General features: G+C 64.9%; 12 protein-coding genes. 10 read left to right on the forward strand and 2 right to left on the reverse strand.

Annotated features, from left to right (window positions below):
* Positions 1-312 precede the first annotated feature (312 nt).
* The 7 genes from ACMZ6R_RS17700 (at position 313) to nhaB (ending at position 8,901) form a co-directional block, all read left to right on the forward strand.
* Positions 313-909 (forward strand): TetR/AcrR family transcriptional regulator, encoded by a 597-nt coding sequence (locus tag ACMZ6R_RS17700; RefSeq protein WP_416113928.1) that lies wholly within the window; start codon positions 313-315, stop codon positions 907-909.
* Positions 909-3,038: a SulP family inorganic anion transporter gene (locus ACMZ6R_RS17705; RefSeq protein ID WP_416113930.1), complete on the forward strand. Its 2,130-nt coding sequence runs from the start codon at positions 909-911 to the stop codon at positions 3,036-3,038. The genes ACMZ6R_RS17700 and ACMZ6R_RS17705 overlap by 1 nt, the downstream gene beginning before the upstream one ends.
* Positions 3,039-3,063: 25 nt before the next feature.
* Positions 3,064-4,290, forward strand: coding sequence for a response regulator (locus tag ACMZ6R_RS17710; protein WP_416113932.1), 1,227 nt, complete (start codon positions 3,064-3,066; stop codon positions 4,288-4,290).
* Between the two features lie 129 nt (positions 4,291-4,419).
* Positions 4,420-6,165 carry a sensor histidine kinase gene (locus ACMZ6R_RS17715; protein ID WP_416113934.1) on the forward strand — a complete coding sequence of 582 codons (1,746 nt, stop codon included), beginning with the start codon at positions 4,420-4,422 and terminating at the stop codon, positions 6,163-6,165.
* A complete protein-coding gene (locus ACMZ6R_RS17720) occupies positions 6,143-6,505 on the forward strand; it encodes a response regulator (protein ID WP_416113936.1) in 363 nt (120 codons plus the stop codon). The genes ACMZ6R_RS17715 and ACMZ6R_RS17720 overlap by 23 nt, the downstream gene beginning before the upstream one ends.
* A gap of 43 nt (positions 6,506-6,548) precedes the next feature.
* Positions 6,549-7,166: a sensor histidine kinase gene (locus ACMZ6R_RS17725; protein WP_416113938.1), complete on the forward strand. Its 618-nt coding sequence runs from the start codon at positions 6,549-6,551 to the stop codon at positions 7,164-7,166.
* 124 nt (positions 7,167-7,290) lie between these two features.
* Positions 7,291-8,901: a sodium/proton antiporter NhaB gene (gene nhaB, locus ACMZ6R_RS17730; RefSeq protein ID WP_416113940.1), complete on the forward strand. Its 1,611-nt coding sequence runs from the start codon at positions 7,291-7,293 to the stop codon at positions 8,899-8,901.
* Between the two features lie 361 nt (positions 8,902-9,262).
* On the opposite strand, the gene ACMZ6R_RS17735 is transcribed toward nhaB, so the two are convergent.
* The gene (locus tag ACMZ6R_RS17735) at positions 9,263-11,410 is read right to left on the reverse strand and encodes a LysM peptidoglycan-binding domain-containing protein (protein ID WP_416113942.1); all 2,148 of its coding nucleotides are present in this window, start codon (positions 11,408-11,410) and stop codon (positions 9,263-9,265) included.
* A 487-nt stretch (positions 11,411-11,897) separates the two neighbouring features.
* Positions 11,898-13,355 (reverse strand): MBOAT family O-acyltransferase, encoded by a 1,458-nt coding sequence (locus tag ACMZ6R_RS17740; RefSeq protein ID WP_416113944.1) that lies wholly within the window; start codon positions 13,353-13,355, stop codon positions 11,898-11,900.
* 270 nt (positions 13,356-13,625) lie between these two features.
* Between ACMZ6R_RS17740 and ACMZ6R_RS17745 the strand changes: the two genes are divergently transcribed.
* Genes ACMZ6R_RS17745 through ACMZ6R_RS17755 form a run of 3 tightly spaced genes read left to right on the forward strand, consistent with a single transcriptional unit; the run spans position 13,626 to position 16,375 of the window.
* The gene (locus ACMZ6R_RS17745; protein ID WP_416113946.1) at positions 13,626-14,771 is read left to right on the forward strand and encodes a DUF459 domain-containing protein; all 1,146 of its coding nucleotides are present in this window, start codon (positions 13,626-13,628) and stop codon (positions 14,769-14,771) included.
* Between the two features lie 39 nt (positions 14,772-14,810).
* Positions 14,811-15,305: a hypothetical protein gene (locus ACMZ6R_RS17750; RefSeq protein WP_416113948.1), complete on the forward strand. Its 495-nt coding sequence runs from the start codon at positions 14,811-14,813 to the stop codon at positions 15,303-15,305.
* Positions 15,306-15,307: 2 nt separating this feature from the next.
* Entirely contained in the window at positions 15,308-16,375 is a 1,068-nt protein-coding gene (locus tag ACMZ6R_RS17755; RefSeq protein ID WP_416113950.1) for a lytic murein transglycosylase, read from the forward strand.
* The last annotated feature ends 65 nt before the right edge of the window (positions 16,376-16,440 follow it).

Raw genomic sequence — 16,440 nt, forward strand, 5'->3', positions numbered from 1 at the left:
CCCTCCCCCGGCCCCCTCCCTCCCCCAAAATTCTCCAAGGGATGGTTCCCCTGGTCAGTATTTGACAGATAATTTATTGTATTAATTAATTATTATTACTAGATTAGCATATATCTCCACTTTGCAACACCAATGGAACATGAGAGGCTCATTTTTGACAATTTCCACGGATTAAAACATAAGCTATTAATTAATATACATAATTTATGTGTTTCAAATCGAAACAAAAATACCCTATTTTCTTGACACGCTTGGGGGCCGAGCATAAGAAAAAACCGACTGAGCACTCAGTCGAATTGTGCCGGACTTCACATGACGAAAAAAGAAGCCATCCGCTACGCAGCCACCGTGCTGTTCGCCCACAAGGGGTTCCAGGATACCACCATGCAGGACATCTGCAAGGTGACCGGCACCGCCGAGGGCACGATCTTTTATCATTTCAAGAGCAAGGAAGGGCTTCTCATCGCCATTTTGGAGCAGGCCAAGACCCGCATCCTGGAAGAGTACGAAGCCGCCTTCACCAGCCGGGAGTTCGCCTCGGGACTGGAAATGATGGAAGAGGCCGTGACGTTTTATTTTCATCTCGCGGGGCTGATGGAGCACGAATTCACCCTGCTCCAACGGCAGTTTCCCCACCAGCTGGCTGAGGACAACAACGAATGCCGGGCCCATCTGGCGGCCATCTACAACTGTCTGACCGACATCTTCGAACGTGTGGTGCGCGCCGGCCAGCGCGACGGGTCCATGGGAGACTTTCCGCCCCGGGAAACCGCCATGATCCTTTTCGCCATGGTCGACGGGCTGTTGCGGCTCAAGACCTGCAACCTCTACGACGCCGGGGCGCTTTTCGACGAGCTGATCGCATCCTGCCGCAGGATGCTGGCCAAACCACGTGACGGGAGTTGCTGATGCTGCTTAGAATCTTCCCCTTCCTCGGCTGGTTCAAGGGCTACGACATGGCGGCGTTTCGGGCCGACGCCATTGCCGGCCTCACCGTGGCCCTCGTGCTCATCCCCCAATCCATGGCCTACGCCCAGCTGGCCGGCATGCCGCCCTACTACGGCCTGTACGCCTCGTTTCTGCCGCCGCTGGTGGCCGCGCTTTTCGGCTCCAGCCGTCAGCTCGCCACCGGCCCCGTGGCCGTGGTCTCACTGATGACCTCGGCTTCGCTGGCGCCGCTGGCCACGGCCGGATCGGAAGGCTACATCGCCTACGCCATCCTGCTGGCCCTGCTCGTCGGCATCTTCCAGTTCTCGCTCGGCGTCCTGCGCCTGGGGCTGGTGGTCAACTTCCTGTCCCACCCCGTGGTCAACGGCTTCACCAACGCCGGCGCGCTCATCATCGCCACCTCCCAGCTGTCCAAGATGTTCGGCGTGTCCGTGGACGCGGCCGACCACTACTACGAGACCATCATGCGGGTGGTGGCCGCGGCCGTGCACCACACCCACTGGCCGACGCTGATCATGGGCGCGGCCGCCTTCGCCATCATGTTCGGGCTTAAAAAGCTCAACCCCCGCATCCCCAACGTGCTGGTGGCCGTGGTCATCACCACGCTGGTCTCCTGGTCCATCGGGTTCGAGCACAACGCCAAGGTGGACATAAGCGCCATCAAGTCGCCCCAGGTCCTGGCCGACATCGCGGCCTTCAACAAGGCCGCGGCCGAACTGCCGGCCATCGCCGCCAAGCGCGCCGCCATGACCCCGCGCGAAGACGCGGCCAAGGCCTCCGGCGACGCGACCGAAGTCCTCGACATCACCCATGAACTGGCCCTGCTCGATCTGCAAAAGACCGTGGCCAAGGAAGAAAGCAGCCTCTACCGCACCAAGCTGCGCGGCTACCTCCTGGTCGCCGTGCCCGGCGAGGGCGGAAGCCTTTCCTTCTACCTTCAAGGCGAGGCCCCGGCCGGAACCGCGACCGACGGCCGGACCTGGATCATGCGCGTGGGCAACAGTCCGCTTAGGGCCGACAAGCTGCTCATGATCGGCGGCGGCCAGGTGGTCGGCGTGGTGCCCTCGGGCCTGCCCGGCATCAGCTTCCCGAAGCTCGACCTCAAGGTCATACTGAAGCTCTTCCCCTACGCCGCCATCATCGCCCTGCTCGGCTTCATGGAAGCCATCTCCATCGCCAAGGCCATGGCCGCCAAGACCGGCCAGCGGCTCGATCCCAACCAGGAACTCATCGGCCAGGGCCTGGCCAACATCCTCGGCTCGGCGGCCCAGAGCTACCCGGCCTCGGGTTCCTTCTCCCGCTCGGCCGTCAACCTGCAGGCCGGCGCCATGACCGGGTTCTCCTCGGTCTTTACCAGCGCCACCGTGGTCATCACGCTCTTTTTCTTCACCCCCCTGCTCTACAACCTGCCCCAGAGCGTGCTGGCCGCCGTCATCATGATGGCCGTCATCGGACTCCTTAACGCCACGGGCTTCATCCACGCCTGGAAGGCCCAGTGGTACGACGGCGCCATCTCCATCATCACCTTCATCGCCACCCTGGTTTTCGCCCCGCACCTGGACAAGGGCATCATGATCGGCGTGGTGCTGTCGCTTCTGGTCTTCCTCTACAAGAGCATGCGCCCGCGCGTGGCCTCCCTGTCGCTGACCGAGGACAGCGCCTACCGCGACGCCTCGGTGTTCAAACTGGCCGAATGCCCGTACGTGGCCGTGGTGCGCTTTGACGGCACGCTTTTCTTCGCCAATGCGAGCTTTCTGGAAGACCAGATCACCGACCGCATGCAATCCAACAAAAACCTCAAGCACATTATCCTGGCCGCGGACGGCGTCAACGACATGGACGCCTCGGGCGAGGAAGCATTGTCCCTGCTTGTGGACCGGGTCCGCAGCGCCGGCCTTGACATCTCGCTTTGCGGCGTGAAGGAATCCGTTATGGACGTCATGAAACGGACCCACCTCCTGGAACATATCGGCGAGGATCATCTCTATCCGGACCTGAATCAGGCCCTGTGCTCCGTGCACAAGGACTCCTGGCATGCTCCCGGCGAGAGTTGCCCGCTTACCAGCGTTTGCCGTCTGCCCGGCGCCTAAGCACGAATACCAAGGAGTCGCCACAATGTCCGTCATCTCCCTTTTCAGCGGCGTATACTGCAAGGAACAGTCGGTGGTCGCGGCCCTGGCCGAGAAAACGGGCCTGCCGGTCGTGCGCGACGAGGACATGACCCTTCTCGCCGCCAAGCTCTCCGGCCTCGGCCTGGACAAAATCGAAAAGGCCTTCTCGGCCAAGACCTCGGTTTTCAACAAGTTCACCCATGAAAAACAGCGTGCCGCCGCCTGGCTGCGCCTGGCCCTGGCCAGCCGCCTCGTCGAGGAGGACAAGCTCGTCATCGCCGGTTTTTGCGCGCTGCTTCCGCCCCGCGAAATCACCCACATCCTGCGGGCCTGCCTGATCGCCGACGCCACCTTCCGCCGGGCCGCCGCCGCCGAGGAGGCGGGGCTGTCCGACCGCGACGCCAAGCGGGCCCTTGAACGCGGCGACGAAGACCGGGCCATGTGGTCCGGGCTCGTGGCCGATGCCAAGGACCCCTGGTCCCCGGCCCTCTACGACATGGTCGTTCCCATGGACAAGACCAGCGTGGACGAGGCCGCCATGCTCATCGTCAAGCACCTGGCCGACCCGGCCGTTGCCGTCAGCGAAGCCTCCCGCCGCTTTGCCAGGGATTTCCTGCTGGCGGCCAAGGTCGAGACGGCCATCACCGGCAAGGGCCACGACGTGGGCGTGACCGCCCGTGACGGCGTGGTGTCGCTTATCATCAACAAGAAGGTCCTGCTCCTCGACCGCCTGGAAAACGAACTGCGCGGCATCGCCGGCAGGATCGAAGGCGTCACCGACGTGGTGACCAAGGTGGGCAAGGGCTATTACCAGACCGACATCTACCGCCGGGCCGACTTCGAGATGCCGACCAAGGTCCTGCTCGTCGACGACGAGCGGGAATTCGTGCAAACGCTCTCCGAGCGCCTGTCCATGCGCGAGGTCGGTTCCCACGTGGTCTTCGACGGCGAATCCGCCCTGGAGATGATCGCCGACGACGAGCCGGAAGTGATGGTCCTCGACCTCAAGATGCCGGGCATCGACGGCCTGGAGGTTCTCAAACGCACCAAGGCCGAGCGTCCCGACGTCGAGGTCATCATCCTGACCGGTCACGGTTCCGAGTCCGACCGCGAGGAATGCATGCGCCTGGGCGCGTTCGCCTACCTGCAAAAGCCCGTGGATATCGAGCTCTTGAGCGATACCCTCAAAAAGGCCAACGAAAAGGTGCGTTCGAAAAAAGCCGCCGGCTAGCCCCCCTTGAAAATGACGCGGAAAATATTCACTATTCCATAAGGCGTTGGAATTCCTTTCCGGGAAGGTCGCCGTGGGCGGCCTTCCCGGGGCGCCGCCCGAGGACCTGGCAAACAAGGATGGGCCGCCATGGGGCTTTTTGACCGATTGCGCCCGCAATTCTGGGACGGCGCCGCCGACACGGGGGGGCCGTACCGAAGCCTGTTCAACTTCCGCCGGCTGTGGTGGCTGTCGGTCGCGCTTCTGACCGCCGTCTCGCTGACGCCCCTTTGCATCATGACGGTCATCGATTTTGGCGTCACCAAGCGGGCCGTCACCCAGGAAAATCTGCACCGCACCGCCATCACCACCTCCAACACCCGGCGCACCCTGACCTATTTCCTGGACGAACGCCTGGCGGCGCTTGGGTTCGCCGCCCGGGAAGAGGCCTATGCCTCCCTGGCCACGCCCGGACGCCTGGCCGAGCTGCTCAAGGATTTGAAGGCCGCCTTCGGCGGTTTCATGGACCTCGGCGTCATCGACGACACCGGCAGGCAGATCGCCTACGTCGGCCCCTACGACCTGCTCGGCATCGACTATTCCAAGGAAGCCTGGTTCACCGCCACCGCCGCCACGGGCCACTACATCAGCGACATTTTTCTGGGGTTCCGCAACGTCCCCCACATGGTCATCGCCGTGCGGGCCGCCCGAAGCGGCGGCGGCTTTTTCGTGCTACGGGCGACCGTCGACACCCAGCGCATCAACGATATTCTTTCGAGCCTCGACCTTTCCGGCGGCGGCGACGCCTTCCTCATCAACCATCAGGGCGTGCTCCAGACCATGTCCCGCTCCCACGGCGCGGTCTTCGAGCATCTGCGCCTGCCCGTGCCGCCGCCCTCGGACCGCACCGAGGTCTTCGAGACCAAAACCGCCGAGAACGGCCTCATCGTCGGCTGCGCTTACATCGACCGCACGCCGCTGATCCTCATGGTGGTCAAGCGCCAGGCCGAGCTCATGAAGCCCTGGTATGCCATGCGCCTGGACCTCTTCGGCTTTCTGGCCGCGAGCATGCTCGTCATCCTGGTCGTGATCGTGGGCGTGGCCACCTACATGGTGGAAAAAATCCACGCCGCCGACCAGACCCGGGCCAAGACCATGCAGCAGATGGAGCACACCAACCGCATGGCCTCCATCGGCCGGCTGGCCGCCGGCGTGGCCCACGAGATCAACAACCCGCTGGCGATCATCAACGAAAAGGCCGGGCTCATGCAGGACCTGCTGCGCTACGCCAAGGAGCCGCCGACGCCGGACCGCCTGGTCGGCCTGATCGACTCCATCCTGGCCTCGGTGGAGCGCGCCGGCACCATCACCAAGCGCCTGCTTTCCTTTGCCCGGCACCTGGAAGTGCACGTCGAGGCGGTGAGTCTGACCAAGATCGCCGAGGAGGTCTTGAGCTTCCTGACCAAGGAGGCCGAATACCGCCGCATCCAGGTGGACGTGGAAGCCGAGCCGAACGTGCCCGACCTCGAATCCGACCGGGGCAAGCTGCAGCAGATCCTTTTGAACCTCGTCAACAACGCCTTCCAGGCCATGGACGACGGCGGGCATCTGTGCCTGCGCGTCTTCGCGCCAAGCCCGGAGACCGTGGCCGTCAGCGTCGCGGACAACGGCTGCGGCATCCCGGCGGCCGACGTCAAACGCATCTTCGAACCGTTTTACTCCACCAAAAAGAAAAAGGGCGGCACGGGGCTCGGGCTCTCCATCACCTACGGGCTCGTGCAGGAGCTCGGCGGCACGCTGGCCGTGGAAAGCGAACTCGGCCACGGCGCAACCTTCACCGTGACGTTCCCGCTGTCCAAAGGAGACGCCGACAATGCGCATACTGCTCGTGGATGACGAAAAGGAACTCGTCTCGGCCCTGGCCGAGCGACTCAATCTGCGGGGCATCGAGGCCGAGTACGCCACGGACGGCGACGAAGCCTCGGACAAGGTCCGGGCCGGGGCCTACGACCTGGCCGTGCTGGACATGAAGATGCCGGGCTTAAGCGGCCTGGATCTCAAAAAAAAGCTCCAGCGCCTGCGCCCCGGCATGCGGTTCATTTTCATGACCGGCCACGGCTCGGAGGAAGATTTCCGGGCCGGTTCGGCCGAAGCCGCCGGCTATCTGGTCAAGCCCGTGCGCATCGACGACCTCATCGCCGCCGTGGGCACGGCTTTGGCCGGCGGCCAGGGCTAACGAGACTTCCCCGATCGCGGGGACGCATGAGGAGGGTACGCCCATGCCGCAACGCGACGACCTGCTCTTTTTCGGCCGCATCAGCGCCTCGGTCTCCCACGAACTCAAAAACGTCCTGGCCGTGATGAACGAGCAGGCCGGTCTGCTCGAAGACCTTGCCGCAATGGCCGGGAAAGGCATGCCCCTCGACCCCGAACGGCTGGCCGCGACGGCCGCCTGCCTGCAGCGGCAAGTGCGCAGGGGCGACGCGCTGCTCACCCATTTCAACCGCTTCGCCCATACACCGGACGCAGCCGAGCGCGCCATCTCCCTGCCCGAGGCCGCCAACCTAGCCGTGGCCCTGGCCTGCCGGCAGGCCGGTATGCGCAAGGTGGAACTCTCGGCCCTGCCCGGCGATGCCGCCACGGTCACCGCCGACCCCTTCCTGCTGTGCCGCCTGCTCGCCTGGTGCCTGGACGTCGCCCTGGAGCGCCCCGGCCCGGAGCACGCCATAACCGTCGCCTCCCGGGCCGACGCCGACGGTCCCGCCCTGGCCGTGTCGGGGCTCGATCCCGATGCCCCCGCCCCGGATGGCGACGACGGGCGCGCCCTGGCCCAAGGTCTGGGCGCGCACCTGGACATGCTCCCAGGCAGCATCCGCATCGTCTGGCCCACCGCCTGATCCGGCCCTTTCCCGCGCGCCCGGTCGCCGGAAGTCCTTGGCCCGACGGCATAATTACTCTATTGTAATACTATTGTCGTATCGACCGATAGGCCCCGATCACGCGCGCCCAAGGAGCATCCGCATGACCAAGACGTTACCCCAGGCTTTCCTCTCCAACCTGCTCGGCGCCTCGCCCGACTGGTACAAGCTGACCATCGCCGCCTTTCTCATTCTCAATCCCATTTTGCTGCAACTGGCCGGTCCGTTCGTCACCGGCTGGGTGCTCATCGCCGAATTCATCTTCACCCTGGCCATGGCCCTTTCCTGTTATCCGCTGCCGGCCGGCGGCCTGCTCGCCCTGGAAGCCGTCATCCTGGGCATGACCTCGCCGGAAACCCTCTACGACGAGGCCCTGCACAACTTTCCCGTCATCTTGCTGCTCATCTTCATGGTGGCCGGCATCTATTTCATGAAGGACATGCTCCAGTACTCCTTCACCAAGCTGCTTATAAAGGTGCGCTCGAAAATCCTGCTGTCGCTCCTGTTCTGCTTTGCCGGGGCCTTTCTGTCGGCCTTCCTCGACGCCCTGACCGTCACCGCCGTCATCATCGCCGTGGCCCTGGGCTTTTACGAGGTCTACCACCGCTTCGTCTCCTCCGGGCAATGCAGACTCGGCGACGAATCCGCGCTTGACGACGTCTGCAGACGCGATCTCAAGGAATTTCGTGGATTTTTACGTAACCTCATGATGCACGGCGCGGTGGGCACGGCCCTTGGCGGCGTGTGCACGCTGGTTGGCGAGCCCCAGAACCTGCTGGTGGCCCACGAGATGGGCTGGCACTTCATGGAATTCTTCGTCAAGATGGCGCCGGTTTCCATGCCGGTGCTGGCCATGGGCCTTTTAACCTGCGTCGCGGTCGAGCGCTTCCGCCTTTCCGGCTACGGCTACGCCCTGCCCACCGCCGTACGCCGGATTCTGGCCGACGAGGACACCCGGCGCGAATCCGCAATGACCAACAAGGCCCGGGCCGCGCTCTACGTCCAGGCGGTGGCGGCCATCTACCTCGTCATCGCCCTGGCCCTGCATCTGGCCGAGGTGGGGCTGATCGGCCTGTCCATCATCATTTTGCTCACCGCCTTTTGCGGCCGCACCGAGGAGCATCAGATCGGCAACGCCTTCACCGAGGCCCTGCCGTTTACCGCCCTGCTCGTGGTCTTTTTCGCGGTGGTGGCCGTCATCCACGACCAGCATCTCTTCACGCCCATCATCGATTTCGTGCTGTCGCTTTCCGGCAAAAGCCAGACCGCGGCCTACTATCTGGCCAACGGCCTGCTTTCCATGATCAGCGATAACGTCTTCGTGGCCACGGTCTACATTACCGAGACCAAGGCGCATTTCATCAAGCTCTTCTCCGAGATGCAGGGACTTGGCATGAGCGGGACCGACCTGCTGGCCAGGCTGACCGACGCCCACCTCAACCGGGTCGACGTCCTGGCCGCGCTGCCCAGTGAAGTGCTGCCCAAGGTCACGGCGACCATAGAACAGTTCGACCGGCTGGCCGTGGCCATCAACACCGGCACCAACATCCCGAGCGTGGCCACGCCCAACGGCCAGGCCGCGTTCCTGTTCCTGCTGACCTCGGCCTTGGCGCCGCTCATCCGCCTGTCCTACGGCCAGATGGTGCGCCTGGCCCTGCCCTACACCATCACCATGACCGCAACCGGCCTCGTCGCCGTATGGGTGCTGCTGTAAAGCCCCGGACTCCGGCAACGCGTGCGGGGGGAAGCACTCCCGCACGCCGCCGGGGACAGGCCCGTCAGCATTCCTCCAAACCACAAGGCAACGGGCCGCGAAAGCCCCGACACAGGCCCTTTGGAAGGGCGAGGTCAGGATTTTCGCGGCCCTTGCTGTCCGCTACGGCAAGCCGATCGCCCGAAACCGGGCTTCAGGCCGCACGCGTCACAAGCTGTCGTTCGAAAATCGCGGAGGGGGAGCCAGAAGGCAACGGCCTGTTGGCCACCGGAGTGTTTCCCCCGGCCTTTTTGCCGCCCCCCAGCCGATCTAATGTCGCGTTCTCTAAAAAATATGACAATATTTTTTAGAGAACGCGACACTAGCGCACCGCCGCCATGGTCACGACGGTGTTGGGCAGGTGCACGGTCTGGCCGATGCGCAGATGCATGGGGTCCAGGCCACTGTTTTCCGACAGGATGCGCTCCACGCTGATGCCGTAGCGACGGGCGATGTCCCAGACCGTATCGCCAAGCGACACGGTGTGCGCACGCGCCGCCGCGCCCACAGCCGGCGACGCATCGGCGGGGTTGGCCGTGGGCACGGAAGCCTTGGCCGGAGTCGGCCGGCCCGAGCCCGAGGCGGCCACGGCGGCCAGGGACGACGGGACCCGCAACATCTGGCCCACCTGCAGGCGGAGCGGATCGACGCCGGGGTTGGCGGCCAAAAGATCGGCGACGCTCACGTCGAAACGCTTGGCAATGCCGGCCAGGGTGTCGCCCTCGGACACCGGGAAGGCCAAGGTCTCGACCGACGCCATGGGCTGGCCGACGGGGATGGTCACAAGCTGGCCGACCTGCAGGCGGGAAGGATCGACCTCGCCGTTGACCGTGAGCAGGGTTTCGAGGTCCACGCCGAAGCGGCGGGAAAGCGCCCACAGGGTATCGCCCTTGGACACCGGGTAGAGGGCGGCGTCGCCGACGGTCCGGGAATCCCGGGCCGGAGCCCGATCGCCGCTTTCGGCCTTGGCCACGCCGGGCAGGGACAACACCTGGCCGGGCTGGAGCTTTTGCGGGTTCACGGCGGCATTGGCCTGGGTGAGCGCGGCCACGTCGAGGCCGAGGCGATGGGCGATGACCCAGAAATTGTCGCCGTCGGCAACCACGTAACGCCCCTCGTCCGCGACGTGGACCGGCGCGCCGGGAGCGGCCCCGGCGGGAATGGCGAGTTCCTGGCCGATGCGCAGCCGGGTGGGATCGACACCGGGGTTGGCGGCGGTCAGGGCGGCCACGCTCACATCGTACCGACGGGCCACGGACCAGTAGTTGTCACCCTCGGCCACGATATGCCCGTGCCCGGCCGCGGCGGCGGGCTGTATCGTCACAGTGCCAACGGGCCGGGATGTCGACGAGACCGCAGCCACCATCGTGCCGCCGGCAGGAACGGCCAGGGACTGGCCGATGGACAGGCGGCGCGGGTCCACACCCGGATTGGCCTGGGCCAGGGCATCGGCCGAGACGCCGAGGCGCTTGGCCACGGACCACAGCGTGTCGCCGTCGGCCACGGTGTAGGCCACGGCGGAAGGCGCCGGGGAAACGGGCTTGGCCACAGCGATCGCCACTTCGGGCGCCTTGGCCGGCTGCGCCTGTGCCTTGGCGACTTCGGGCTTGGCGGCCTGGGGCTTGGCGGCCGCCACCATCCTGACGGGCGCGGCGGCGGGACTGGCGGCCGTCCCGGCGACCGGGCGCACGTCCCTGTCCTCTATGGAAGCCAAAAGCCGCGCCTTGGGCAGACCGGCCGCATCGGCAACGGCCTCCAGACAACGCGCGGCCAGAAGCCGGGAGCCGGTTCTGGAAATATGCACGCCGTCGGCGGCCCGCAACTTGGTCAGGCCGCCGTCCGGGGCTTTGGCCACCGGAGCGAACGCGCCTTTGGCGTCGGCCAGCACATCGCGCACGTCGATATAATGGCTGTCGGGCAAACGGCGCGCCGTGGCCGCGATAACCCCGCTCATATGAATCATTTTTTTATCAAAGGCGGCATCGGCCATGACCGGCACGCCGAGGAAATAAACGGAAGCGCCGGGGTTGGCCGCCCGGATAATGCCGTGCAGCTTGGCCAGGCGCGCGGCGTACGCCGCGTCACAGGCCTTGGTGCCGAAAGGAAGCGATTTGCCGCCCGGACCGGGCAGGGGCTTGTCGTCGTTGGCGCCCACCATGATGAGCACCATGTCGGGATGGCCGGCCGCGACCAGGGATGTCAAATGGGCGTCCCAGTCGAAAAAGGCCGGGTTGGCCAAGCCGCTCGAGACCTTGCCCAAATGTCCGAAACGCACGCCGGGCTGCCCGGCGAAAATCATTTCCAGCTGCTCGCCAAGACCAATGGAAAGAGAGTCACCCACAAGCAGGATGCGCGTCCGTGTTTTATGGGCAGGACCGGCCGTTGCCGCCTTGGCCGCCGGCAACACCGGAGGCAGGATCAGGGACGTCATCAGTACGGCCAGGAGGAGGGCCTGACTCGGGTTTCGCATGAAAAACACCTCATCGCCTCTTTCGCGACTTCCTTCCGCGACCCCCATCGCATCCGACAAGCCCCGGCAGCGGCATGATAATGTAAGAAACGCGACCCGGGATGGTATAAGAAACTCAAACAGCCAGCGTCCCTGACGCCGCGCCACGACAAGCACCAAAGCCTCCTGAGCTTCATCTTCCCCAACAATTCGAGGTGCTTGCAATATGGCACAGCCGCCATGGCTGTATCCCATCCTGGAGGGTCACCTTACCAGAACGGGGGCTTGCTTACAAGAAAAATACCAAATTTATGGAATAAGGCGAAAAAACAGGGGAAAAAGAGCACTGGGGGGAAACCTTTCTTGCAGAAAGGTTCTCCCCCCAGACCCCCTTTCCAAAGACTCATAACGATAACACACCGTCACCATTAAAAGTTTTTTGGAGGGGAGAGCGCGAGAGGGGAACCCTTTTTTCAAAAAGGGTTCCCCTCTCGCATTCTCTTCGTCTCTAAAACTGAAAATAAATAAACGGCAGCACGCCATCCGGGCCGAGCTTGAGAATCAGCGTCGCCGCGATGCCGAGGGCCAAGCCCTGCACCGGCATGGGCAGCCATTCGAAACCCCGGCGAAACACGTCCCGGCCCGACCAGTTCAAGAGCTGCACGGCCAAAACGAGCCCCACCAGAACCAGGCAGGTGGGCCGAAATCCCGCGCCCGACGGGTCCCAGGCCGCGATGCGGCTCAGGATGTCCACGGCCTTGCCCGCATCCTCGGCCCCGAAAAAGACCCAGGCTACCGTGACGTAGGTAAACGTCGTCAGCCAGCAAAGCGTCGCCCAGGCCGCCCCCGAAAAAGTCAGCCCCTCCGGCAGCGCGACGCCCGCCGCCACCCGGGCCGCGGCCCGGGCCTTGCGGTACTCCATGATCAGGTGGTTGCCCACCAGCCCGAAGCCGTGGATGAACCCCCATACCAAAAAATTGTAGGCCGCGCCGTGCCACAGGCCGCCAAGGCCCATGGTGGCGATCAGGTTGACGAACTTGCGCGTGCGTCCCTTCCGGTTGCCGCCAAGGGAGATGTAGAGGTAATCGCGCAACCAAAGGGAGAAGGTGATGTGCCAGCGCCGCCAGAAATCGCGCAGGGACTGGGAGGTGTAGGGGGCGTTGAAGTTGTCCGGCACGTCAAAGCCCATGAGCAGGGCGATGCCCTGGGCCAGATCGGAATAGCCCGAGAAGTCGCAGTATATCTGGGCGGAATAGGACAGCACCCCGACCAGCACGGCGGCCGAGGAAAACCCCTCGGGCGCGCCGAAGGTCGCGCGCACGATGTGCTCGGACAGGTAGCTCGAAATGATGATCTTTTTAATGAGTCCCCGGGTGAGCAGGTAAAAGGCCCGGGTGAAATCCGCCGGCTCCACTTTGCTGTTTTTCAGCTGGGGCAGGAAATTGCCGGCCCGCAGGATGGGCCCGGACAGGATGGTCGGGAAAAAGGCGATGAAGCAGAACACCTCGATCAGGCTGCGCTCCACCTTGGCCGGGTCCCTGTAGACGTCGATGGCGTAGGACATGCCCTGGAAGGTGAAAAAGGAGATGCCGATGGGCATGATGACGTCGAGCAGCGGTACGGGGTTGGCAACCGAGATGTTGCGGAACAGCCAGTCGGAGGAAATGTAGAGCATCTCGTAATATTTGAAGAAAACGAGCATGCCCAGGGAAAAGGCCACGTAGAGGATCATGCAGAATCGCCGGAACCGAAGGTCGGAGGTCTCGGCGAAAACCACGGCGAAAAACCAGGTCAGGAAGCTGAAGACCAGAAGGATCAGCAGAAACTTGGCGTTAAACGAGGCGTAAAAGACATAGGAAGCCAGGAGCAAAAACACCCTGTAGGGGGCGGCCCACCGGCGCAGTATCCAGTTGAGCGGCAGTATCGCCGCGAAAAACAAGGCGAATTCAAAGCTGGTGATGTTCATCGCGGGGTCTGCTCATTCTCCGGGAAAATAGGCTCAAAGCGTGGCGCACGCTAGCGTCGCCGCCGCCAAAAGGCAACCGGATTGACCGGTCAGCAGCTCGGCGTCAGAGGAGTGACGCCGCTTCGTTTCAATAAAAGCCAAGAATCCAAGGTGATACCCAAAAGACATTTTCGGCCCGCGCCTTGCAATTCCTCCGGCCAAGCCCCGGCCGGACGATCCGGACGGCGGCAAACCACCCGCACCGCCATGCCAGATGCCACGACAGACGCCATGTTTCCGACACGTTCCCGCACCGGCAAGAGCCTGTTTTTTCTGGCCGCGCTTCTGGCCATGCTTTGCGGCGCGCCCAGGACGCCCTACTGCGACCCCATGCCCGCGCCACAGCCCCTTGCCGATGATTCCCTGCGCGTCCTGGTGGCGTCCCTCGACCTCGAGCCCAAGGCCCCGCCAGTCGCCGCCAGCTCCGATTTGCACGCCATGCGGGAAGCCGTCGCGCCCTACCGCGTCCGTCTGGCCGTGGATAAGGCGGCCACGCATCCCCTTTCCGGCCCGGTGGCCGTGCGCGACGACCATCACCTCGGCGGCCCCGGCCGGCAGCTGCGGCTGGTGACGCTGGCCGCCCTCGATCCCCCCGCGCCCGCACCGGCAAAGCGCGTTGTCCCGGCCCAACCGGCCCCGACGCCCACCCAGGTCGCCGTCAAGAAGACGACGCCAGCCGCCCCGGCCGCACGTTCGGCCAAAGCCGCCGCGCCACGTCCGTCCATGGGAATCGCCCCGGGGCGTTCGGTACTCGTGGCCGGGGATTCGTTGTCCATTTTCCTGGCCAAGGCCCTGCGCCCCATGCTGGCCGGACGACCGGGCACCACCTTTGCCGCCCGGGGCAAGGTCTCAAGCGGCCTGGCCCGACCCGATTTCTTCGATTGGGAACGCGAGATGGCCGCCCTGGCCGCCGCCAAACCCGATACCGTGGTGATCATGATCGCCGCCAACGACAACAAGACCATGACCCGGCCGGACGGAAAGAAGGTGGCCTTCGGCCGTCCCGGCTGGAACGCGGAATACGCCCGGCGGGTGCGCCGGCTGGTCACGCTGGCCAGAAGCCACAACCCGGCCGCCCGCATCTACTGGGTGGGCTCGCCGGTCATGGCCGATCACCGGCTCAATGCCGACGTGGCCACCATCAACACCGTCATCGCCAAAGAGATCGCCGCCCTGCCCGACTGCCATTTTGTGGATGTCTGGCGCACCCTGGCCGACGCTTCCGGGCATTACGCCAGGGTCCTGCCCGCTCCGGGCGGCCCGCGCACGGCCCGCACCCCGGACGGCGTACATCTGACGCCCTACGGCGCGAAGCTGCTCGCCAACGCCGCCCTGACCTCCATGAGCCCGACCCTGGCCCAGCTGGACCGCCGCTGACGGCTTTACCCCCTTTTGGACGCATGCTAGACCCCGGGCATGGAAGAATCGATCCTGCGCGAAATCCTCGCGGTCCAAAAAGAAATCCTGGCCGAACTACGCCTTATGCGCCAAGCCCTCGCCCCGCAGTCCACCAAGGCGGCCGGGCCGAGCCTTACGACGCCTGTCGCCGCGACCGCGACGCCGGTCGCCCCCGGGATGGCCGCCCCAATCCCGCCGTCCGAGCCGGCCCCGGCCGCCCCACGGACCGAAGCCGCCCCGATGCCCCCAGCAGCGACGCCGGCCCAACCGGCCGCGACCGCCGCGCCGCAGGCCCAGGTCCAACCGCCCCACCCCTCCCAGCCGACCGGGTCCATGCTCACCCTCGACGAACTGACCGATCTCGGCGGGCAATTCCTGGAACCGGGGCAAATGTCCCGGGGGACCAAGGTGGCCCCGGTGGAGGCGGCGGACCTGTTGCGCGACATCAAGGCCAAGAACCGGGCCAAACGCGGCGCTTTCGCGGAATTCGACAAATTCGAGCGCGGACGCTGACCATGGCATCGCATCGTCGCGCAAACGCCCCAGGCAGACTCCTTCTGCGGCTGGCCGCCTGTCTGGCCGTGCTGACCCTGCTGGCGTCCTGCGCCCCGGCGCATGCGCCCGGTCCGGCCCACGCCGCGACCGACGCCGTCCCGACCGCCCCGACACCCACGGTGGCCACGGGCGACACGACCGCCGCGCCGGAGGCCACGGCCGTCGCCGCTCCAAGTGCCGCGCCGGCCGTGGTCAATGCGGGAGCCTGGACGCCGCTCGTCAGCAGGCTGGCCGCCGACGGGCTGGACAAGGCGACCCTGGCCCGGACGTTCGCCGGGGGCGGGGTCCGGTACTCGCCCGAGATCATGGCCCGCAAGGTCGACGCCATGGTCAGGAAAAAATTCGAGCCCCGGCCAAAGCCCAGTCACAAGACCCTGACCCAAAGCAATTACCGCCATTTTCTGTCCCCGGCCGTCATCGACGCGGCCGCGCTGTTCGTGGGCGAGCACAAGGCCGCCTTCGACAAGGCCAGGCGCGACTACGGCCCGCCGCCGGAGCTGATCGCCGCCTTCCTGGTGGTCGAGACCAACCTCGGCTCCTTCCTCGGCAACCGCGACGCCCTAAGCGTCCTGGCCAGCCTGGCCCGAAGCGCCAAACTCGACCAGATCGCACCGTACATGAAGACTCTGCACGGCGATCCGGACCGCGCCGCCTTCGCCGCCGAGGCCGCCAAGGATCGGTCCGAGTGGGCCTATCGGGAGCTCGAGGCGCTTTTGCGCTACGCCGCCGCAAAAAAACAGGCTCCGGCCGCCATTCCGGGCTCCATCTACGGAGCCATCGGCATCTGCCAGTTCATGCCCTCCAATGCCCTGCACTACGGCGTGGACGCCGACGGCGACGGGGTCGTCGACCTCTTCTGCCCGGGCGACGCCATCGTCAGCGTAGCCAGCTACCTGCGCGGCCACGGCTGGAAACCCGGCATGACCGAGGACCAGACCAAGGCCGTGGTCTACGCCTACAACCACAGCGACCTGTACGTCCTCGCCGTCATGACCGTGGCCGACCGCATCGGCGCTCGGTTGCGATAAAAGAGTTGGGGGAAACCTTTCTGAAGAAAGGTTTCCCCCAAGCCCCCTTCCAAAGACTTTTAATA

It is taken from the genome of Solidesulfovibrio sp. C21, from assembly GCF_047785625.1.
Classification (GTDB): domain Bacteria; phylum Desulfobacterota; class Desulfovibrionia; order Desulfovibrionales; family Desulfovibrionaceae; genus Solidesulfovibrio.

Coding starts and splice junctions, on each gene's coding strand:
- ACMZ6R_RS17700 (WP_416113928.1), top strand. CDS start 313: ATGACGAAAAAAGAAGCCATCCGCTACGCAGCCACCGTGCTGTTCGCC.
- ACMZ6R_RS17705 (WP_416113930.1), top strand. CDS start 909: ATGCTGCTTAGAATCTTCCCCTTCCTCGGCTGGTTCAAGGGCTACGAC.
- ACMZ6R_RS17710 (WP_416113932.1), top strand. CDS start 3,064: ATGTCCGTCATCTCCCTTTTCAGCGGCGTATACTGCAAGGAACAGTCG.
- ACMZ6R_RS17715 (WP_416113934.1), top strand. CDS start 4,420: ATGGGGCTTTTTGACCGATTGCGCCCGCAATTCTGGGACGGCGCCGCC.
- ACMZ6R_RS17720 (WP_416113936.1), top strand. CDS start 6,143: ATGCGCATACTGCTCGTGGATGACGAAAAGGAACTCGTCTCGGCCCTG.
- ACMZ6R_RS17725 (WP_416113938.1), top strand. CDS start 6,549: ATGCCGCAACGCGACGACCTGCTCTTTTTCGGCCGCATCAGCGCCTCG.
- nhaB (WP_416113940.1), top strand. CDS start 7,291: ATGACCAAGACGTTACCCCAGGCTTTCCTCTCCAACCTGCTCGGCGCC.
- ACMZ6R_RS17735 (WP_416113942.1), bottom strand. CDS start 11,410: ATGCGAAACCCGAGTCAGGCCCTCCTCCTGGCCGTACTGATGACGTCC.
- ACMZ6R_RS17740 (WP_416113944.1), bottom strand. CDS start 13,355: ATGAACATCACCAGCTTTGAATTCGCCTTGTTTTTCGCGGCGATACTG.
- ACMZ6R_RS17745 (WP_416113946.1), top strand. CDS start 13,626: ATGTTTCCGACACGTTCCCGCACCGGCAAGAGCCTGTTTTTTCTGGCC.
- ACMZ6R_RS17750 (WP_416113948.1), top strand. CDS start 14,811: ATGGAAGAATCGATCCTGCGCGAAATCCTCGCGGTCCAAAAAGAAATC.
- ACMZ6R_RS17755 (WP_416113950.1), top strand. CDS start 15,308: ATGGCATCGCATCGTCGCGCAAACGCCCCAGGCAGACTCCTTCTGCGG.